Here is an 18,699-nt window from a genome sequence, read left to right on the forward strand (position 1 = left end):
GCCGGCGCCGCCGGCGCCGCCGGGGCCGTCGCGTTGGCCGGCGCCGTGCTCCCGGTGGCCGTATCGCTCTTCTTGGAACAGGCGCCCAGCGCCAGCACCGCCGCGCCGCAGATCAGGATCGCGCGTGTCATCTTGAACCCTCCCGTCCCATGCCCAGTTTGAGGACGACGCTAGACGAGACCCAGCTTCAGGAGAACCCAGTTATGTCGGCATCCGAATTGCGTGACACCGGCGCCCGTTACGAGATGGACGAGCAGGGCGCCACCGCCTACGCCGACTACCGCCGCGACGGAGACCGCCTCTACATCGACTACGTCTTCGCCCCGCCGGAACTGAGAGGCACGGGGGCCTCAGGTCGCCTGATGGCCGCCCTCAGCGCCGACGCCCGAGACAGACACCTGCGCATCACCCCCATCTGCGGCTACGCCGCCGCCTGGCTCAGGCGCAGCAAGGAATTCGGCGACCTGGTGGGATAAATATCCTCCCCGTCAGGGGGAGGCGTCGCCGACGGCGACGAAGGGGGCATCCGCTCAAACGCCCCCCAATGTTCGCTCATCCCTGCCTTCGCGGGGATGAGCGGTGGACCGCCCCTCAAGTCCGCGCGGTGATCGCTTCCAGGGTCTGCACCTTGGCCTCGCAGTCCTCGACGAAGCGGCGCGCCAGGTCACGGACGCCGGCCGGGTAGGCCTCGCCGCCGTCGGCGATCTCGGCGGCCATCTTCTCGACGTCGGACATGGCCGCGATCAGCGAGCCGATGTGGTCCTTGGCCAACTGGCGAGCCTCGGCCTGCAGTCGACGGACGCGCTCGGCGACGGTTTCGGCCCGCGCGGTTTCGGGCCTGACAGTTTTCAGGTCGTTATCGGCGACCACGGATAGAGACGGTGACATGCGGTAATACCTCAAATCCCCAACCTCAGGTCTTGGGCCGCCCGCCGTTCACCATGAACCGCTGAGAGGCCGCCCAGGCCTGTTGTCTCGAATACGGACGAGCACAGCACAGGTTCCCTGACGCCAGCATGAACGGCGCCGGTTGATGGCGCGGTGGGGTTTGGGGGACACAGGGGGGGGCGGCGGCGGCGATCCTCGCGTTCGCCTTCCGGTTGACCGCGTGCGACGCTCTTGCTCCACTCGCGGGCGGGAGTGTGCGGCCATGACGAGCATCGATGGCGGGTCCGCGAAACCGGAGACGCCGCGGGACGACGGCCCGGCCGATCCGGCCAACAGCTTCTCGCTGATCGCCGCCGGCGCGCGGGCCATGATGCGGCGCCCGGTCGAGGTCGCAGTGCTGTGGGCGGCGGGCGCGGCGCTGGTGTTCGCGACCCAGGCCGTGCGCCCCGCCAACCCGATCGCACTGCTGTATACCGGCCTGTCGCCGGCCTGGCTGGGCTTCGAGCTGGCGAACGTGATCCCCGGCGCGGTTCTGGGGGCGCTGGCGCTGCGGCTGTTCCTGGGCGGCGGCCGGCCCTGGCGCGCGCCGGACCGCGGGTTCTGGATCTGCACAGGCCTGCTGATCGCCGCCGACCTGGTGTCCTTCGCCTTGAGCCGGCTGATCGCCTTCGAACAGCCAGGGTACGCAAACCCGGGCGGCGTCGCCCTCTACGGCCTCATCCTCCTCGCCCAGTTGCTGATCCAGGCCTGGCTCTTCACTCGGCTGCTGCTCTGGCCGATCGGCGCCCTGGCCGGAGAGGCGGCCATGACGCCGCGCCGTTCCTTCAGCCTGATGGACGGCTATGTCCTGGGCTTCGTGGCCGCGGTGATCCTGGTCAACGTGCCGCTGACGCTGGCGACCACCGGCTTCACGCTCTTGAGCGGCGCGTCCCGTCACCCAGGACTGGGGCAGATCTCGCCGACGACCGAGGCGCTCTTCGCCCTGATCGGTCCGCCCGTCCACCTCTTGGAACGCGCCATGGCGGCCCTGCTCTACCGGGCGCGGACGGGCGACACGCTTAGGCATTGACGCGCCAACCGAGGCGCCGCCGCCGCAGGACGCCGCTCTCAGAACGCCGCGAGCCGGTCAGCGACCGTCTGGAGACGTCGGTCCCGTGTCCGTAGCCAGGCGTCCGGCGTCAGCCGAACGGAGGCCAGCAGCGCGACGTCGACATAGCCAAGCCCAAGCCCGTAGAGCCGTTCGCGTGAGATCAGCGCCAAGATCTCCTCGTGCCGGGCGACATTCGCCGCCGGCAGTCGACTGAGGGCCCGAAGGATGCCCTCGCGAGAGCTGAGATTTCCGACGGCGAGCTCGCCAATCACAAACGGATGGATCAGCACCTCCCCGGCGTCCAAGTGCGCGCCAAACTCCGCGTCTCCCTTGTGAAAATGATCGATCCAGATGGATGTGTCGGCGAGGATCAAGCGGCGTCAGACCGGCGCCGTGGCACGGGTTTGAGGTTCGGCTGGCTCCCGCCCAACCGAGCCAGTCGCCGAGCGCTCTCCCGCGCGATCAACGCCACCAGGGCCTCACGGACCAGGGCAGACTTCTCCCTCACGCCGGTAAGGTCCTGCGCTTCCAGGAGCAGGTCGTCGTCGATCGCGAGCGTGGTCCGCATGATGGGTCTCCCATGGATGCACGAAAGATAGCATCATATGATGCCATAATCCATGCCTACCGGCTCTGCCTCCATCCACGGGATGGCGAGAATCCTGGACTCTCGGCCAGCCGCAGTCGACTGTGAACAAAACCAGAACTAAGAGTCTTTGACGGGGTGAGTTGCCGGCGAACGGCGTGACGCGCCGTGGGCGTTCGCGCGCGGAAATGGCAGTCCGATGGGGCCTGAGCCTGCCCTGCCATCGCACGAACTGGCAAAGGTCCCCAGGTCCTCCCCCGTAGGGGAGGTGGCCCGAAGGGCCGGAGGGGCTTCCGCTCAGACGGTCGGGGGATTCAAGCCTGCGCCGACCTCGGGTGAAGCCTCCTCAGTCGCTTCGCGACAGCTCCCCAGAGGGGGAGCATCTGCGCCGCTAAAGCCGCCCCTTCCGAAACCGTTCGGCGGCCTCGGCGCGGGCCTCGGCCTTGACGCGTTTCACCGCGCCGCGGTCGACCTCTTCGCCGGGGGCGGTGAGCAGTTCGTTGGCGAACTCCAGGTCGAGCATCTTCAGGCGCTTGATCTCGTCGCGCAGGCGGGCGGCCTCCTCGAACTCCAGGTTCGACGCAGCCGCGCGCATGCGGCCTTCCAGGTCCTTGAGCGTGGCCTTGAAGTTGTCGCCCAGGAAGGGCTTGGAGCCATCCTCGGCGACGCCCACCGGCACGGTGACGCGGTCTTTCTCGTACGGCGAGGCCAGGATGTCCTTGATGCGGGACTTGATGCTGGCCGGCGTGATGCCGTGCTCGGTGTTGTATTCTTCCTGCTTCTCGCGGCGGCGCTTGGTCTCGGCCATGGCGCGTTCCATGGAGCCGGTGACGCTGTCGGCGTAGAGGATCACCCGGCCGTCGACGTTGCGCGCCGCGCGCCCGATCGTCTGGATCAGCGACGTCTCCGAGCGCAGGAAGCCTTCCTTGTCGGCGTCGAGAATGGCCACCAGGCCGCACTCGGGGATGTCCAGGCCCTCGCGCAGCAGGTTGATGCCGACGAGCGCGTCGAAGGCCCCCAGGCGCAGGTCGCGGATGATCTCGATCCGCTCGAGCGTGTCGACGTCGGAGTGCATGTAGCGCACGCGCAGGCCCTGCTCGTGCATGTACTCCGTCAGGTCCTCGGCCATCTTCTTGGTCAGCACGGTGATCAGCGAGCGGTAGCCGGCCTTGGCCACCTGGCGCACCTGGTCGATGACGTCGTCCACCTGGGAAAAGCCGCCCTTGGAGACCGGCTTGATCTCCACCGGCGGGTCGATCAGGCCGGTGGGGCGGATCACCTGCTCGGTGAACACCCCGCCGGTGCGCTCCATCTCCCAGGGGCCGGGGGTGGCCGAGACGTGCACCGTGTCCGGGCGCATGGCCTCCCACTCCTCGAACTTGAGCGGGCGGTTGTCCATGGCGCTGGGCAGGCGAAAGCCATACTCGGCCAGGGTGAACTTGCGGCGGTAGTCGCCGCGGTACATGCCGCCGATCTGCGGCACGGTCTGGTGGCTTTCGTCGACGAACAAGAGGGCGTTTTCGGGGATGTATTCGAAGAAGGTCGGCGGCGGCTCGCCGGTGCGCCGGCCGGTGAGGTAGCGGCTGTAGTTCTCGATGCCGGCGCACGATCCCGTCGCCTGGATCATCTCCACGTCGAAGGTGGTGCGCTGCTCCAGGCGCTGGGCCTCCAAGAGCTTGCCCTCGGCGACCATCCAGTCGAGGCGCTCCCTGAGCTCGTCCTTGATCTGGTTGATCGCCTGGTTGAGCGTCGGGCGCGGCGTCACATAGTGGGAGTTGGCGTAGATCTTCACGCCCTTCAGGTCGGCGGTCTTCTTGCCGGTCAGCGGGTCGAATTCGGTGATCGCCTCGATCTCGTCGCCGAATAGGCTGATCCGCCAGGCGCGGTCCTCGTAGTGGGCCGGGAAGATCTCGATGGTGTCGCCGCGCCGGCGGAAGGTGCCGCGCTCGAAGGCGGCGTCGTTGCGCTTGTATTGTTGGGCCACCAGGTCGGCCATCAGCTTCTTCTCGTCGAGCTTCTGGCCGGGCTCCAGCGTGAAGGTCATCGCCGTGTAGGTCTCGACCGAGCCGATGCCGTAGATGCAGGAGACCGAGGCCACCACGATCACGTCGTCGCGCTCCAGGATCGCCCGGGTCGCCGAGTGGCGCATGCGGTCGATCTGCTCGTTAATCGAGCTATCCTTCTCGATGTAGGTGTCGGTTCGCGGGACGTAGGCCTCGGGCTGGTAGTAGTCGTAGTAGGAGACGAAGAACTCGACGGCGTTCTCGGGGAAGAAGCTCTTGAATTCACTGTAGAGCTGGGCGGCGAGCGTCTTGTTGGGGGCGAGGATCAGGGCCGGGCGCTGGGTCAGCTCGATGACCTTGGCCATGGTGAATGTCTTGCCCGAGCCGGTGACGCCCAGCAGCACCTGGTCGTGCTCGCGGGCGTTGACCCCGGCCACCAGCTCCGGGATCGCGGTCAGCTGGTCGCCGGCCGGCTCGTAGTCGCTGACCAGCTTGAACAGCTTGCCGCCTTCCGACTTGGCGGGGCGGTCCGGCCGGTGCGGCTTCCACAGCATCGGCATGGTGTTCTCGTCGTAGTCGAACGAGGCCGACATGTCGGCGACGCCGGCGGGCGACGGAGCTGAGGTGGTCGTGGAGCGGGGCACGTGGGCAAGGTAGGTCTTCAGCCCCCCGAACACCAGATGGCCGAACGCGGTTGCTGACAGCAAGGTGGCAGCAGGACTAGCGCCGCGCGTTCAGCCAGTCCTTCACCGTGCGGTCGACCAGGGCTTCTGCGTCGTGCTGCACGAAGTGGCCGGCCGTCGGGATCATCAGGATGGTGGTGTCGGCGGTGACGTGGTCCCAGGTGCCGTTGTGGCCGGCGGCGTTGAGCGCGGTGTCCTTCATGCCGTGGATCACCAGCACCGGCACGGTGACCGGCGGGGGCTCAGGCGGCGGCGCGGCGGTCTCGCCAACGCCCTTCGGATAGTTGGCGCGGTAGTAGTTCATCATCGCGCCGAAGTCGGAGCGCTTGAACGCCTCGATGTAGCCAGCCTTTTCGGTCGGGTCCTTGACCCAGCCGGCCAGGCCCTCGGCGGTGAGGTTCTTCTCCGAGCCCTCCTTCTGGAAGTTGCGGGCGTAGTTGGAGCCAGCCTGCTGGGCCTTGTTGGTGGCCAGCTCGCGCGCCATCCCGGTGGGATGCGGCACGGCCATGATCACCAGCTTGTTGACCAGGTCGGGCCGGGCGAAGGTGGTGTTCCAGGCGATCGACGCGCCCCAGTCGTGGCCGATCAGGATGGTCGACTTCTGGCCCTCGGCGGCGACCACCGCGGCCACGTCGCCCACCAAGTTGGGCATGGCGTAGGCGGCCTCGCCCTGCGGCTTGTCGGAGAGATTGTAGCCGCGGTTGTCCATGGCCGCGACGCGATAGCCGGCCGCCGACAGGGTCGCCATCAGCGGCTTCCAGGTCGCCCAGTAGTCGGGAAAACCATGCACCATGACCACCAGCGGCCCCTTGCCCTCGGTGACGTAGTGGATCTTCACCGACCCGTTCTGGGCGTAGTGGTCCTCGTACTTGGCCGCGGGCGCCGCGTGGGCGGCGTGCGCCTTGTGCGCCGTGGCGGCAGTCGCCGCGAAGGGCAGGGCCGCCGCCAGGGCGATCGCGCCGGCGCAGAGCAGGTTACGCATGTCTGGAAGCCTCCCGTTTGGGAGACCCTAGCATCGTTTACGACGTAAGCGGAAGCGAGGCTCCCTAATGGCCGTTGATGGCGTTCGCCAGGACGAAAACGCTGGCCGCCAGCGCAGCGAGCGCGAGCAAGATGTGGCGCACGTCCGTACGCTCTCCCAGTTCCCTGAGAGGATGTACGGACGCGGCCGGACTTCGGACGCCGTAGCGGCCTAGCTGTGCGGCTTGCTGGAGTCTTCCTGCACGTGCCCGGCCACGGCGCCGGCCGCGCCGCCGACCGCCGCGCCCACCGGGCCGCCGACCACTGCGCCGGCGACAGCGCCCGCACCGGCCTTTTCCTCGGTGCTGCTACTGCAGGCGCCGAGGGCCATCAGGCCGGCGGCGACGACGATCAGGCTCAACGTCTTGCGCATGGTGAATCTCCAGTCGGCGAATGTTGGTCAGACAAACGGAACGGCCCCGCTTCGGTTCCTGAATGGCCGGGAAACCGCCTGAGCAAGGCCCAAGACTGGCCCGTGGTTTGCGGTGAGAAACGGCGACGGTTCAGAAGGAGACAACCGGCGCCGAAGACCCAGGTTCTTTGCTGCAGCGCAATGGAAGCTTGCCAAATCGGCCGAAGTTGTTCATACCCTCTTTACCAATTGCCGTCGCCCACCCCCTTCGAGTCCCGGGTGGGCCTGCCAGCGATCACTGCCAGCAAGAGCAGGGGCGATCGCGGCGACAATGTCGGGGGGCCTAGTCGCCCTCGCCGTGCAGGACACGTTTGTTTTGTTTGCAGGAACGCAGGCCAGCGCCAATCGGCGCGGGCTGATGAGCGCCGCTTTGATGGGCTCCGGAATCGGCCTGGCCCTGGGCGCGACCTATCTGATCGGCGGCATGGCTCAGGCCATTGGCGACCACCACCGTGCGGTCCGGATCGCGCAAGCGGCCGGCGGCGGGTTCTCGGAAACCATGTTGCAGCGCGAAATGGATCGCCTGGATCCGGCCGCCCAGCGCTTGGCCCGGGCGCACGACGCTTTCGCCGCTGAAGCCCAGGCCGACCCCGCCCAGGCGTGGCCGTCGAGGCCCGGCGAGCGGCTGCCCGTCGGGCATCGCGCGGCCCTGCTCGACAGCGCCCGTGAGCTCGATTGCCTGACCCAGGCCGTCTATTTCGAAGCCCGCGGCGAGACCTCGCGCGGCCAGGCGGCCGTGGCCCAGGTGGTGCTGAACCGCGTCGCCAACCCCAGCTTCCCGAAGACCGTCTGCGGCGTGGTCTTCCAAGGCGCGGCCACCCACGGCTGCCAGTTCAGTTTCGCCTGCGACGGCTCCATGGGCCACGGGCGTGAACTCGACGCCTGGGACCGCGCCCGCCGCGTGGCGGAGCGCGCGCTCTCCGGCGTCGCGGTGGCCGACATCGGCGCGGCGACGCACTTCCACACCGTCGATGTCTCGCCGGACTGGGGACCGCAGATGCTGCGCGTGGCCCAGGTGGGCCTGCACGTCTTTTACCGCTTCAATCCCCACGCGCCGCTGAACCGTCCGGACGACCGCCGTCTGCTGGCCGGTCTGCCGCTCGGTCCGGGATCGAACCTCAGCCTGGCGACCGCGGTGCTGGAGAAGGCTTCGGACGTCACCGTCTCCGCCAGCGGGCTGGCGCCGGCCGCCGCTTCGGAGCCGAAGGCCGCGGCGGTCAAGGGCTTGGACGCCGCCGCAAAGGTTGTGGCGCCGGCCAAAAACCCCGACGCCGTCGTCACGCAGCAGCCCGCGGAGTCCTGACGCTAAGCCTTCGCCGCCCGGCGTAGCGCCTGCGGCGGCTGGCCGAAGGCGCGCAGGAAGGCGCGTCGCATGCGCTCTGGATCGCCGAAGCCTGCCGCGAGCGCCACCCGGTCGATGGACTCGTGGCCGGCCTCGACGCGCACGCGGGCCGCCTCCAGCCGCAGCCGCTCCACCGCCTTGGCCGGCGTGACGCCGGTCTCGGCGGCGAAGGCGCGGGCGAAGTGGCGCGGGCTCATCGCCGCGCGATCCGCCAGCCGCTCCACATGCAGCGGCTCGGCCAGCCGCTCGCGGATCCACTCCATGAGGTCGGCGAAGCGGCCGTTGGGACCGCCCATCTCCAGCAGGGCGGAGAACTGCGACTGGCCGCCCGGCCGGCGCTGGTGCACCACCAGCTGCTGCGCCGTCTGCTTGGCTGTGTCGGCGCCCAGGTCGTCCTCGATCAGGGCAAGCGACAGGTCGATGCCGGCGGTGATCCCGGCCGAGGTCCAGACGTCGCCTTCGCGCACGAAGATACGGTCGGGTTCCAGGCGCACCTGCGGATAGCGCCGGGCGAAATGATCGGAGCGGCTCCAGTGGGTTGTGGCCCGCCGGCCATCCAGCAGCCCCGCTTCGGCGAGCAGATAGGCGCCCGAACAGACACTCGCGACGCGCCGCACGTCGCCCGCCCGGCCGCGCAGCCACCCGACGGTTTCCTCGAGGCCCGCATAGTTGCGGCTTCCATTGCCGCCGGCCACGACCACCGTGTCGTAATCCGCTTCGTCCAGGGGCTGGGCGACCAGCCGCACGCCGGAAGAACTGGCGACCTCGCCGCCCTGGGCCGCCAACACCGTCAGGCTGTATTTGCCCGGGGCTATGCGGCCGGCGATCTCGAAGGCCGCGATGGGGCCCGTAGCGTCCAGGATCTGGAAGTCGGGAAAAACGACGAAGGCGATTTGGCGGGGCATGGCGGCTTTCGAGGGATAACGGTCGTTTCAGCCGCACGCTAGACCTGGGATGATCGGCTCGTCAAATTCCTCAGGAGGCCATCATGACCGCGCCCGCCGCCACGCTGCAGATCGTCATCGCGCTGTTCCCGGACGTCACCCACCTGGACTTCACCGGCCCGCACCAGGTCTTGCGCCGCGCGCCCCAGGCGCAGATCACCGTCGCCTCGATGGGCGGAGCGGACATCGCCGCCGAGGGACTGACGTTCACCGGTCTGGCCGACCTGGCCAACGTCGAGCGGTGCGACCTGCTGCTGGTTCCCGGCGGCTTCGGCGCCACTGACGCCATGCTGGACCGAGCCTTCATGCGCGAGATCCGCCGGTTGGGCGCGGGCGCCAAGTACCTGACCTCGGTGTGCACGGGCTCGCTGATCCTGGCGGCGGGCGGCTTCCTGACGGGCAAGCGCGCCGCATGCCATTGGGCCTGGCGCGAACTGCTGGCGCCCTTCGGGACGATCATCGACGAGAGCCGGGTGGTGCGCGACGGGAACGTCATCACCGGCGGCGGGGTCACCGCAGGCCTCGACTTCGCCTTCACGGTCCTGGCCGAGCTGGCAGGCGAGGACTACGCCCAGACCGTGCAGCTGGGGCTCGAATACGCGCCATCTCCCCCGTTCAACGCGGGGCGGCCGGAGCTCGCGCCGCCGCAGGTGCTGGCGGCGTACCACCGGCGTCTAGGTCCGCTGGTGGACGCCCGCCGCGGCGCCGCAGACGAGGCGGCGCGACGGCTTGCGTTGACCTGAGGCAGCCCGTTCGTCCGTCCGGGTCCCCGCTAGGATAGGACCAGCGCGTCCAGATCGGGCACGGCGACGTAGCGCCCGGCGAGGCTGCCGTCGCGGAGAAAGACCTCGATCTCCGTAGGCCGGCCAGCCTCGGAATAGCGTTGGGCGAGCAGACGCGCCGCGGTTTCGGCCTCAGCCCCGCTGAGGAACATCATCCCATGCTCGATGGTGTCGCCCTGGACGCTCCACCCATCCTGCGCAGCCCTTATGGAGATTATGAAACTCATCGCCGGTCTCCCTACTCAGGGCCCGCACATAGAAGGCTTACGTGTCGCCGAGATGACCGGACCAAGTCCGCTCCGGGTCAGAATGGACTCGATCACCATGCCGGCGCGCTTTTCGCGACGGATTGATCGGGGCTTAGCCAGTCCATGAGCTGGGCTCTTCTCCCACGACCGCGCAGCCCAGCTTGCGCCGACCGGACGCCCCGGGGTCTTATGCGGCCGCCCGACCGTCGGCCATCCACAGGATCCGTCCCATGAAGTACCGCAAGCTTGGCGCCAGCGACCTCGAGGTCTCGGAAATCTCCCTGGGATCCTGGCTGACCTATGGCGTCGGCGTGAAGGAGGATGCGGCGCGGGCCTGTGTCGACAAGGCCTTCGACCTGGGCATCAACTTCATCGACACGGCCAACGTCTACGGCCGAGGCGCCGCGGAGAGCGTGCTTGGCGAGACGCTCGCCGGGCGCAAGCGCGACAGCTATATCCTGGCGACCAAGGTCTTCGGCCAGATGAGCGACACCGATCAGGGCCTGTCGCGCGCCCAGATCCTCAAGCAGATCGACGCCTCACTGGGGCGACTGCGCACCGACTACGTCGACCTCTACCAGTGCCACCGCTACGACGTGAACACGCCGCTGGAAGAGACCATGGCGGCGCTGAGCGAGGTGGTCCGCGCGGGCAAGGCGCGCTGGATCGGCTTCTCCGAATGGTCGCCAGACCAGATCGAGGCGGCTTTCGCGCTTCCGGGGGTCGAGAAATTCGTCTCCAGCCAACCGCAATATTCCCTGCTCTGGCGGCGGCCCGAGGCCAAGGTGATCCCGATCTCGGCGGCCAATGGCGTGTCGCAGATTGTTTGGTCGCCCCTGGCCCAGGGCGTGCTGTCGGGCAAGTACCGGCCGGGCGCGGCCCTGCCGGCCGACAGCCGCGGAGCCAGCGACTCCATGGGCGGCCCGATGAAATCCTGGCTGGAGCCGCCGATCCTGGAGGCGGTTCAGAAGCTGAAGCCATTGGCCGAGGAGGCCGGTTGCTCGCTATCGCAGTTTTCGCTCGCCTGGGTGCTGCGCGAACCCAACGTCGCCTCGGCCATCGTCGGCGCGAGCCGGCCCGAACAACTTGAGGAGAACGCCGCCGCTTCGGGCCTGACCGTCGATCCAGTGCTGTTCGCCAAGGCCGAGGCCATCGTCGCCGACGTCCGCCGGGCGACGACATAGGTCCGGCCAATGCGCCGCTCGCCCCGGCGCCCACACCGCAATACGGAAACCGGACCGCGAGCGCGGGCGGCGATCAGAAGAAATAACAAGGCTCAGGGAGAGAAACCGATGAACACGACCCTCCGCAGCGCGGCCTGCGCCGCGCTGCTCGGCCTGGCCGCCGCGCCCGCGATGGCCCAGGTCAGCCGTTCGACCCCGGGCCAGCCCGAGGCCCGCACGGCGCTGGACCTGATGCCGGCCAAGGCCAAGCTGGCCGTCGCGACGCCAGCCTTCAGGGAAGGCGGCGACATCCCCTTCGAGAACACCCAGTACCGGACCAATACCTTCCCGGGCCTGAGCTGGACCAAGGGGCCGGTGGCTACCAAGTCCTACGTGCTGATCATGCAGGACAACGACCTCTTGGTGCGCGGCGCGCCGGTGCTGCACTGGACAATGTTCAACATCCCGGCCAGCGTGACCAAGCTCGACGTCGGGATGACCGCGCCGCCCGCCGGATCCAGCTATGGCCCCAACTACAAGGGCGCAGCGCAGGCCTACACCGGCCCTCGCACCCCTCCGGGGCCAAAGGACCACTATCATTTCGAAATCTTTGCGCTCGACACCACCGTGCCTGACCCGGGCAAGGACTACGGTGCTCTCACCGCCGCCATGGCCGGCCACGTCTTGGCGAGCGGAGAGGTCGTGGGCCTGGGCGAGAAGGATCCGATGGCGCCCGATCCAGCGCCGCGGCCCGCGCCTCCCAAGACCTAGCGGAATCTCTGCGACGCTACGGTTGTCGCGCCCTCTGCCATACCTAGGTTATGAATCCAGGGAATCGGCGTTGGGGGGCGCGAGACTGTGAGCACGACGGAATTCACCGACATCGAGAAGCGGGTGACGCTGTGGGGCGTGGCCATCGTCTTCCTGCTGTCGGCGCTCGACCAGACGATCGTCGCCACCGCCATGCCGCGGATCATCTCGGAGCTGAACGGCCTGGCGCTCTACAGCTGGGTGACCACAGCCTATCTTCTGTCCTCGACGGTGATGGTGCCGATCTGGGGCAAGCTTGGCGACCTCTTCGGGCGCAAGCCCGTGCTGCTGGCCGGCATCCTGTTCTTCCTCGCCGGATCGTGGCTGTCGGGGCTGTCCGGCGAATTCGGGCCGCTGCCGGTCATCGGCGGCGGCATGGTGCAGCTGATCGTCTTCCGCGCGCTGCAGGGGATCGGCGGCGGGGCGCTGTTCACGACGGCCTTCGCGATCATCGGCGACCTCTATCCGCCGCGCGAACGGGGCAAGATCGGCGGCATGTTCGGCGCCGTGTTCGGGCTTTCCAGCACCATCGGCCCGCTGATCGGCGGCTACTTCACCGACCACGGCACCGTCAGCCTGGCGGGACACGTCATCGCCGGCTGGCGGTGGGTCTTCTACATCAATCTGCCGCTCTCGATCCTGTCGCTCTTCATGATCATCGTGAAGATGCCGAAGATGAGCCATCAGGCGAAGGGCAAGATCGACTTCATCGGGGCGGCTCTGATCATCGCCACGGTGGTGCCGCTGCTGCTGGCGCTGACTTTCGGCGGCCACCAGTACCCTTGGGGCTCGGCGATGGAGCTGGGCCTGTTCGGCGGCTCGGCGCTTGGCCTCATCCTCTACATCGTCAACGAGCGGTTCGCCTCGGACCCCATTCTTCCGCTGGAGCTGTTCAAGAACCGAGTGTTCACCACCGCCAATCTGGCGGGCTTCCTGGTCTCCATGTCGTTCATGAGCACCGTGGCTTTCCTGCCGCTGTTCCAGCAACTGGGGCAGGGTGTGGCGGCGACCACCAGCGGCCTGGCGCAGCTTCCGCTGATGTTCGGGCTCTTCGGCTCGTCGATCCTCTGTGGCCGGATGGTCAGCCAGACCGGCAAGTACAAGGCCTTCATGGTTGGCGGCCTCGTGGTCACCTTCCTCGGAATCTGGCTGCTCAGCCGGATGCACGCTGACACCTCGCGGCTGGACCTGGCGTGGCGGATGCTGGTGCTGGGGATCGGCCTCGGACCCGGCCAGAGCCTGTTCTCAATCGCCATCCAGAACGCGATGCCGATCACCCAGTTGGGCGTGGTGACCTCGTCCAGCCAGTTCTTCCGTCAGATCGGCTCCACCATGGGGGTGGCGATCTTCGGCACCTTCCTGACCGCCAACCTCAACTCGGGCCTGGGCAAGATCATGCCGGGCGTGGACGTGGGCAAGCTGCGCGCCATGGGCGGGGCGGCGCACGCGGGCGCGGCGCCGGTGCTGCCGATGTTCATCAAGGTGATCATCTCCGACGCGATCACCAGCGTCTTCTTCCTCGGCCTCTACGTGGTGGCCGTGGCCTTCCTGGTGACGCTCTTGATCCCCAACGTGCCCATGCGCGACCGCAGCCTGATGGGGGCCCAGGCCTCGCCCAAGAAGGACGGCGAGACAGTCATCCCGGCCGAAGCGCACCTCTAGAAGCCTCAGCCTTTCAGCTGTCCAGCGAGGAACGCCTTCACGCCGGGACCATACGGCGGACGCAAGGCCTTCATCGGGCCGAGGTCCTTTTTGATCTGCCGATAGATGGACTTCCTGTGGCTGAACTCGCGGAAGCCGTCGACGCCATGATAGCTGCCCATGCCCGAGGGTCCGACGCCGCCGAACGGCAGATCCTCCATGGCCACATGGAAGATCACATCGTTGACGGTCACCCCGCCTGACGTCGTGTGGGCCAGGACCTCGGCCTCCTCCGCCGCGTCGTCGCCGAAGTAGTAGAGGCCGAGCGGCCGGTCGTGGGCGTTCACATAGGCGATGGCCTCGCCCACGGTCCTGTAGGTCATCACCGGCAGGACAGGGCCAAAGATCTCCTCCTGCATGACCTTCATCTCCTCGGTGGGATTGAGGATCAGGGTGGGCGGGATCTTGCGGTGCTCCTGCTGGCTGAAGTCCTCGCCGGCCGGGTTGATCTCGACGATTTCGGCGCCCTTGGCGCGGGCGTCGTCGACGTAGCCCTTGATCCGCTCGTAGTGCCGCTCGGCGATCACCGCGGTGTAGTCGGGGTTGTCCTTGATGGTCGGGAACATGGCGGTGACGGCGGCGGTGGCCTCCTTCACGAAGGTCCCCAACTGGTCGGCGGGCGCCATGACGTAGTCCGGCGCCAGGCAGATCTGGCCGGCGTTCATCGTCTTGCCAGCCATGATCCGCGCGGCCGAAGTGGCGTAATCCGCCGACTTGCCCAGGATGACCGGGCTCTTGCCGCCGAGCTCCAGGGTGACGGGCACCAGGTTGGCCGCGGCCGCCTTCATCACATGCCGGGCGATCGAGGTCGCGCCGGTGAACACCAGGTGGTCGAAGGCGAGGTCCGAGAACGCCTGACCGACGTCAGGCCCACCCGGGAAGACCGCGATCTCCTCCTCGTCGAAAGCCTCGGCGAACATCTCCGCCATCACCTGCGAGGTTGCGGGCGTGAATTCGGACGGCTTGATCATCGCCCGATTGCCGGCGGCGAGGACCCCGGCCAAGGGGGCGAAGGTCAGATTCACCGGGAAGTTCCAGGGGCTGATGATGCCGATCACGCCCTTGGGCTGGAAGCGGACCTCGGCCTTGGCCCCCAAGAAGCCCAGGATCGCAGGCGTCGTCTTGCGCTTCTCCGGCTTCATCCAGGTCTTCAGGTGGGCCTTGGCGTGCTTCATCGGGCCCAGCGAGGCGCCGATATCCGTGATGCCGCTGACCGCCTCGGCGCGAGAGCCGAAATCCTGGGACAGGGCGTCGACGATGGCCTTGTTGTGCTTCAGCAGGGCGACTATGGCGCGGTTGATGCGCTCGATCCGGACCTCCGCCGTGGGGGCCCCTTCGCGGATGTTGGCGGCTTTTTGCCGGGCCAACACGCCGGCCATCCGCTGTATCTGGCCGGCAGGCTCGATCTTGGTCGCCACGTTCATGGTCGTTCCTCCGTCGTCGTCGACACCGTGGACCGGTGTTCTTTGCTCTTCAACCGCGCCCCTACGTCAAGCGGCGTCCAGGCCGATATCGAGGACGCTGGCGGAATGGGTGAGCGCCCCGACGCTGATCACGTCCACGCCGGTCTCCGCGATCTCTCGCACGGTTTCGAGGGTGACCCCGCCGGAGGCTTCCAGGACCGCGCGGCCGGCGGTGCGGCGCACAGCCTCGGCAAGCTCGTGCAGGGCGAAGTTGTCCAGCATCACCACGTCCGGGCCGTACTTCAGGGCCTCTTCCAGCTGTCCCAGGCCATCGACCTCCACCTCGACCTTCATCAGGTGACCGGCCGCGGCTTTGGCGCGGCGCACCGCCTCGCCGACAGAGCCGCAAGCCGCGATGTGGTTGTCCTTGATCAGGATCGCATCATCCAGGCCGAAGCGGTGGTTGACCCCGCCACCGCAGCGCACGGCGTACTTCTCCAGCGCACGCAGGCCCGGCGTGGTCTTTCGGGTGTCGACGATGATCGCGCCGGTCCCCTTGATGGCGTCGACATAGGCCCGCGTCAGGCTGGCGACGCCCGAGAGGCGACCCAGAAGGTTCAGGCCGACACGTTCAGCGCCCAGCAAGGCGCGGGCGTTGGCCTCCACCCAGGCCAGCTTGTCGCCGGGCCCAACGCGGGCGCCATCCTCCACGACCGCCTTGAAATCGGCGCTGGGGTCGAGGGCGGCCAAGGCGAGCCGTGCGCAGGCCAGGCCGGCCACGACGCCGCTCTGCCGGCTCGCGAACACCGCGCGCAGCCGCGCCCCGGCGGGCACGCAGGCTTGAGATGTGACGTCGCCGGCCCGTCCGAGGTCCTCGGCCAGGGCGGCCTGGACGACGGGCGCAGTCAGCAGATCCGGCAGCGGCTCGATCATTCGGCGGCGTGCTTCCAGGCGGCGGGCAGGAGATCGCGCAGGCAGACGAAGGTCCGGCGTGGTTCGGCGTACGTCGGAAGCGCATCGGCGCGGAAGTGGCCGCCGCGACTCTCCGCGCGGGCCAGCGCCGAGGCCGCCACAAGGCGTGCGGCGGCGAGTTCGGCGGTGCGGCCATGCTCCCGCTCCAGCGCCTCGATCTCGTCCAGCAGACACAGCAGGCCGTCGGCGCTGCGGACCACGCCGGCGTCGCGGCTCATCGCCCGACGCAGCCGCTGCACGGCCTCATGCGGCAGGGTCGGAGACACCAGGCGGACCGACCGCGCGGGAGCCGGATCGCTCACCGCAGCCGCCGCACGCCCGGCGCGAGCGCCGAACACCGCGGCCTCCAGCAGTGAGTTGGAGGCAAGGCGGTTGGCGCCGTGCACCCCGGTCGAGGCGCATTCGCCGGCGGCATAGAGCCCGGGAAGCGAGGTCGCGCCGTCAGCGTCCGTGGCGATCCCACCCATATGGTAGTGGCTGGCCGGCGCGACCGGGATCGGCTGGATCCGCGGATCGACGCCTGCGGCCATGCACGCGGCGAAGACGGCGGGGAACTCGCCGGGGAAATTTGGGCCCACGGCCTCGCGGGCGTCGAGGAAGGCGCCGCGGCCCGCCTCGCGCTCGGCGTGGATGGCGCGGGCCACGACGTCGCGCGGCGCCAACTCAGCGTCGCGGTGATAGGCGGCCATGAACCGCGTCCCGTCGGCGTTCACCAGCACTGCGCCTTCGCCGCGCAAAGCCTCGGTCGCCAGCGGCGCGGGATCGTGGTCGATGTCGATCGCGGTCGGGTGGAACTGCACGAACTCCGGGTCTGCGATCACGGCGCCGGCCAGGGCCGCCAGCCCCAGGCCCTCGCCCTTCAACCCCGCGGGCGTGGTGGTCACCGCATAGAGCCCGCCAATTCCGCCGGTGGCCAGGATCGTGACCGGCGCGGCGATCTCGATCAGCCCCCCCGCCTGCTCGCAGACCACGCCGCGCACGCGGCCGCCGGCGTCCTGCAACAGACCGCGCAGGTGGTGGCCGCTGCGCACCTCGATATGCGGCGCAGTCAGGACGGCGGCGATCACCGCGCGCATGATCGCCGCGCCGGCCTGGTCGCCGTTGACGCGGGCCACGCGGGCGCGCGAGTGGGCGGCCTCAAGGCTCTGGACGAAGGCGCCGTCAGCCGTCTGGTCGAAGGGCGCCCCCAGCTCGGCCAGAGCGCGGACGGCGGCGGGCCCCTCTTCTGTCAGCAGGCGCGCCATGCCGGGATCCACCAGGCCGGCGCCGGCTGCGATGGTATCCTCAGCATGTTGTGCGGCCGTGTCGCCCTCGGAGAGCGCAGCAGCCATGCCGCCCTGCGCCCAGGCCGACGAGCAGCCCTCGCTCAGCGGCGCGCCGGTCAGCACCAGCGCCTTGCGCGGCGCGGCGGCCAGGGCGGCGGAAAGCCCGGCCAGCCCAGCGCCAACGATCAGCACGCCGTCGAAAGCGAGACGACTCATCAGATCAGCTCAACATCGACATGGTGGCGCGCCTTGACCAGGTCGTAGCGGGCCGGCTTGGCCGGCGGCGGCAGGTCGATCATCCGCTGCACCGCCAGGCGCGCGCGCTCGGCGATGACGGGATCCACGCTCACCTCGTGCAGCCCGTGCAGCAGGGACTCGTAGATGTTCTCCAGCGTGATCCGCTTCATATGCGGGCAGAGGTTGCAGGGCCGCACGAACTCGGTGTCCGGCGCATCGGCTGCGACATTGTCGGCCATGGAGCACTCGGTGATCAGCACCACGCGCTTGGGCTTTCGCGACACGACGTAGTCGTTCATCGCCGCCGTGGACCCGGTGAAGTCGGAGACCGCGATCACCTCGGCCGGGCATTCCGGGTGGGCCAGAACCTCGGCGTCGGGATAGGCCTCCTTGATCTCCAGGATGTCGGCGGCGGTGAAGCGCTCATGCACCTCGCAGCGACCTTGCCAGGCGATGATCTTGATCTGCGTCTGGCGGGCGACGTTGCGGGCCAGGAACTCGTCCGGGATCAGGATCACCCGGTCGGTCCCGAAAAGGCGCGCGGCCTCTTCGACCACCTGCACGGCGTTGGCGGATGTGCAGCAGATGTCGGTCTCGGCCTTCACCTCGGCAGTGGTGTTGACGTAGGTGACCACCGGCACGCCGGGATAGCGCTGCTTGATCAGCCGCACATCGGCGCCGGTGATCGAGGCGGCCAGGCTGCAGCCGGCACGCAGGTCGGGGATCAGGACGGTCTTTTCGGGACTGAGGATCTTCGAGGTCTCGGCCATGAAGTGCACGCCGGCCTGGACGATGACCTTGGCCCTCGAGGTCGCGGCTTCCTTGGCAAGGCCCAGGCTGTCGCCAACGTAGTCGCCGACTCCGTGGAAGATCTCCGGCGTCATGTAGTTGTGCGCCAGGATCACCGCGTCCTTCTCCGCCTTCAGGCGATTGATGGCGGCGATCAGCGGCGCCTGGGCGCGCCATTCCATCGGCGTGACATGACGCTGGACCTTCCGCCAGATCGGCGCGGTTTCGGTCTCCACATCAGGCGTGAACGCGAACTGGAACCCGTCGGCGGCCATGCGAGCCTCCTTATGCTCAATTTGAGCATTACTTCGGTCTAAAAAGACGCCAGACGAGACGGTCGCTGGCGCTAGTTATGCTCAGT

Annotated in this window: 19 protein-coding genes; 7 read left to right on the plus strand and 12 right to left on the minus strand. The window is 68.5% G+C overall.

Annotated features, from left to right (window positions below):
• Positions 1-203 precede the first annotated feature (203 nt).
• A complete protein-coding gene (locus E8A12_RS22215) occupies positions 204-476 on the plus strand; it encodes a GNAT family N-acetyltransferase (RefSeq protein WP_293372984.1) in 273 nt (90 codons plus the stop codon).
• Between the two features lie 115 nt (positions 477-591).
• Here the strand turns inward: E8A12_RS22215 and E8A12_RS22220 are convergent, their stop codons facing one another.
• The gene (locus tag E8A12_RS22220) at positions 592-888 is read right to left on the minus strand and encodes a hypothetical protein (protein ID WP_293373002.1); all 297 of its coding nucleotides are present in this window, start codon (positions 886-888) and stop codon (positions 592-594) included.
• A 262-nt stretch (positions 889-1,150) separates the two neighbouring features.
• On the opposite strand from E8A12_RS22220, the gene E8A12_RS22225 reads away from it, so the two are divergent.
• On the plus strand, positions 1,151-1,957 hold the full coding sequence (locus tag E8A12_RS22225; protein ID WP_293373004.1) for a hypothetical protein: 807 nt from the start codon (positions 1,151-1,153) through the stop codon (positions 1,955-1,957).
• Positions 1,958-1,995: 38 nt separating this feature from the next.
• On the opposite strand, the gene E8A12_RS22230 is transcribed toward E8A12_RS22225, so the two are convergent.
• From E8A12_RS22230 to E8A12_RS22250, 5 genes are all read right to left on the minus strand, one after another.
• Positions 1,996-2,352 (minus strand): PIN domain-containing protein, encoded by a 357-nt coding sequence (locus E8A12_RS22230; RefSeq protein ID WP_293373006.1) that lies wholly within the window; start codon positions 2,350-2,352, stop codon positions 1,996-1,998.
• Positions 2,349-2,546, minus strand: coding sequence for a type II toxin-antitoxin system VapB family antitoxin (locus tag E8A12_RS22235; RefSeq protein ID WP_293373008.1), 198 nt, complete (start codon positions 2,544-2,546; stop codon positions 2,349-2,351). The genes E8A12_RS22230 and E8A12_RS22235 overlap by 4 nt, the downstream gene beginning before the upstream one ends.
• Before the next feature lie 409 nt (positions 2,547-2,955).
• A complete protein-coding gene (gene uvrB, locus E8A12_RS22240) occupies positions 2,956-5,160 on the minus strand; it encodes an excinuclease ABC subunit UvrB (protein ID WP_293373056.1) in 2,205 nt (734 codons plus the stop codon).
• A gap of 127 nt (positions 5,161-5,287) precedes the next feature.
• Entirely contained in the window at positions 5,288-6,232 is a 945-nt protein-coding gene (locus E8A12_RS22245; protein ID WP_293373010.1) for an alpha/beta hydrolase, read from the minus strand.
• A gap of 210 nt (positions 6,233-6,442) precedes the next feature.
• The gene (locus E8A12_RS22250; protein WP_293373012.1) at positions 6,443-6,643 is read right to left on the minus strand and encodes a hypothetical protein; all 201 of its coding nucleotides are present in this window, start codon (positions 6,641-6,643) and stop codon (positions 6,443-6,445) included.
• 397 nt (positions 6,644-7,040) lie between these two features.
• Between E8A12_RS22250 and E8A12_RS22255 the strand changes: the two genes are divergently transcribed.
• Complete coding sequence (locus tag E8A12_RS22255; RefSeq protein ID WP_293373014.1) at positions 7,041-7,985, plus strand: cell wall hydrolase; 945 nt, start codon at positions 7,041-7,043, stop codon at positions 7,983-7,985.
• A 2-nt stretch (positions 7,986-7,987) separates the two neighbouring features.
• Here the strand turns inward: E8A12_RS22255 and E8A12_RS22260 are convergent, their stop codons facing one another.
• A complete protein-coding gene (locus E8A12_RS22260) occupies positions 7,988-8,929 on the minus strand; it encodes a GlxA family transcriptional regulator (protein ID WP_293373016.1) in 942 nt (313 codons plus the stop codon).
• 83 nt (positions 8,930-9,012) lie between these two features.
• Between E8A12_RS22260 and E8A12_RS22265 the strand changes: the two genes are divergently transcribed.
• Positions 9,013-9,711 carry a DJ-1/PfpI family protein gene (locus E8A12_RS22265; protein WP_293373018.1) on the plus strand — a complete coding sequence of 233 codons (699 nt, stop codon included), beginning with the start codon at positions 9,013-9,015 and terminating at the stop codon, positions 9,709-9,711.
• 29 nt (positions 9,712-9,740) lie between these two features.
• Here the strand turns inward: E8A12_RS22265 and E8A12_RS22270 are convergent, their stop codons facing one another.
• Complete coding sequence (locus E8A12_RS22270) at positions 9,741-9,977, minus strand: hypothetical protein (RefSeq protein ID WP_293373020.1); 237 nt, start codon at positions 9,975-9,977, stop codon at positions 9,741-9,743.
• A 251-nt stretch (positions 9,978-10,228) separates the two neighbouring features.
• Here E8A12_RS22270 and E8A12_RS22275 point away from each other — a divergent pair, with 251 nt between their 5' ends.
• From E8A12_RS22275 to E8A12_RS22285, 3 genes are all read left to right on the plus strand, one after another.
• Positions 10,229-11,182, plus strand: coding sequence for an aldo/keto reductase family protein (locus E8A12_RS22275; RefSeq protein ID WP_293373022.1), 954 nt, complete (start codon positions 10,229-10,231; stop codon positions 11,180-11,182).
• A 108-nt stretch (positions 11,183-11,290) separates the two neighbouring features.
• Positions 11,291-11,932: a YbhB/YbcL family Raf kinase inhibitor-like protein gene (locus E8A12_RS22280; RefSeq protein WP_293373024.1), complete on the plus strand. Its 642-nt coding sequence runs from the start codon at positions 11,291-11,293 to the stop codon at positions 11,930-11,932.
• An 87-nt stretch (positions 11,933-12,019) separates the two neighbouring features.
• Positions 12,020-13,633 (plus strand): MDR family MFS transporter, encoded by a 1,614-nt coding sequence (locus E8A12_RS22285; RefSeq protein WP_293373026.1) that lies wholly within the window; start codon positions 12,020-12,022, stop codon positions 13,631-13,633.
• A 5-nt stretch (positions 13,634-13,638) separates the two neighbouring features.
• Here E8A12_RS22285 and E8A12_RS22290 read toward each other — a convergent pair whose 3' ends face one another.
• The 4 genes from E8A12_RS22290 to nadA all read right to left on the minus strand — a co-directional run bounded on the left by E8A12_RS22290 (position 13,639) and on the right by nadA (position 18,613).
• A complete protein-coding gene (locus tag E8A12_RS22290) occupies positions 13,639-15,096 on the minus strand; it encodes a coniferyl aldehyde dehydrogenase (protein WP_293373028.1) in 1,458 nt (485 codons plus the stop codon).
• 66 nt (positions 15,097-15,162) lie between these two features.
• Positions 15,163-16,008: a carboxylating nicotinate-nucleotide diphosphorylase gene (nadC, locus tag E8A12_RS22295; protein WP_293373030.1), complete on the minus strand. Its 846-nt coding sequence runs from the start codon at positions 16,006-16,008 to the stop codon at positions 15,163-15,165.
• Positions 16,005-17,528 (minus strand): L-aspartate oxidase, encoded by a 1,524-nt coding sequence (locus E8A12_RS22300; RefSeq protein WP_293373032.1) that lies wholly within the window; start codon positions 17,526-17,528, stop codon positions 16,005-16,007. Before E8A12_RS22300 ends, nadC begins: the two co-directional genes overlap by 4 nt.
• The gene (gene nadA / locus E8A12_RS22305) at positions 17,528-18,613 is read right to left on the minus strand and encodes a quinolinate synthase NadA (RefSeq protein ID WP_293373034.1); all 1,086 of its coding nucleotides are present in this window, start codon (positions 18,611-18,613) and stop codon (positions 17,528-17,530) included. Before nadA ends, E8A12_RS22300 begins: the two co-directional genes overlap by 1 nt.
• Positions 18,614-18,699 lie beyond the last annotated feature (86 nt).

Source organism: Phenylobacterium sp. (assembly GCF_004799395.1).
In the GTDB taxonomy this organism is placed as follows: Bacteria; Pseudomonadota; Alphaproteobacteria; order Caulobacterales; family Caulobacteraceae; genus Phenylobacterium.